At 54.2% G+C, this 1,181-nt stretch carries 1 protein-coding gene; it reads left to right on the plus strand.

Features of this window, described 5'->3' with window-relative positions:
- Positions 1-1,179 (plus strand): elongation factor Tu (gene tuf / locus BL249_RS06670; RefSeq protein ID WP_099707644.1); only part of this gene is annotated, 1,179 nt, incomplete at its 5' end.
- Positions 1,180-1,181: the final 2 nt, after the last annotated feature.

The following is a 1,181-nucleotide window of genomic DNA, read 5'->3' on the forward strand; positions in this document are numbered from 1 at the left end:
AAAGAACAATTTCAACGTAACAAACTGCACGTAAACGTGGGTACCATCGGTCACGTTGACCACGGTAAAACCACACTGACTGCGGCAATCACCACCGTTCTGTCTAAAAAGTATGGTGGCCAGGCGCGTGCTTTCGATCAGATCGATAACGCACCGGAAGAAAAAGCCCGTGGTATCACCATCAACACCTCTCACGTTGAGTATGAAACCCCGACCCGTCACTATGCACACGTTGACTGCCCGGGACACGCTGACTATGTGAAAAACATGATCACCGGTGCAGCACAGATGGATGGCGCAATCCTGGTGGTAGCGGCGACTGACGGCCCGATGCCGCAGACACGTGAGCACATCCTGCTGGGTCGCCAGGTAGGCGTACCGTACATCATCGTGTTCCTGAACAAATGTGACATGGTGGATGACGAAGAGCTGCTGGAACTGGTTGAGATGGAAGTGCGTGAGCTGCTGTCAACTTACGACTTCCCGGGTGATGACACGCCAATCGTACGCGGTTCTGCACTGAAAGCGCTGGAAGGCGACGCGGCATGGGAAGAGAAAATCATTGAGCTGGCGGGCCATCTGGATACTTATATCCCGGATCCGCAGCGTGCAATCGACCTGCCGTTCCTGCTGCCAATCGAAGACGTATTCTCTATCTCCGGTCGTGGTACAGTAGTAACCGGACGCGTAGAGCGCGGCATCATCAAAGTGGGTGAAGAAGTTGAAATCGTCGGTATCAAAGCGACGGCGAAGTCGACCTGTACCGGCGTTGAGATGTTCCGTAAGCTGCTGGACCAGGGTCAGGCAGGAGAGAACGTTGGCGTGCTGCTGCGTGGTATCAAGCGTGAAGAAATCGAGCGTGGCCAGGTACTGGCGAAGCCGGGTTCAATCAAGCCGCACACCAAATTTGAGTCAGAAGTTTATATTCTGTCAAAAGACGAAGGTGGCCGTCATACGCCGTTCTTCAAAGGTTACCGTCCGCAGTTCTACTTCCGTACAACGGACGTGACGGGCACCATCGAACTGCCGGAAGGCGTAGAGATGGTGATGCCGGGCGACAACATCAAAATGAATGTTGAGCTGATCCACCCGATTGCCATGGACGACGGTCTGCGTTTCGCGATTCGCGAAGGTGGCCGTACCGTTGGCGCCGGCGTTGTGGCAAAAGTTATCGCTTAATT

The organism is Erwinia sp. OLFS4, from assembly GCF_002752165.1.
Classification (GTDB): Bacteria; Pseudomonadota; Gammaproteobacteria; order Enterobacterales; family Enterobacteriaceae; genus Izhakiella.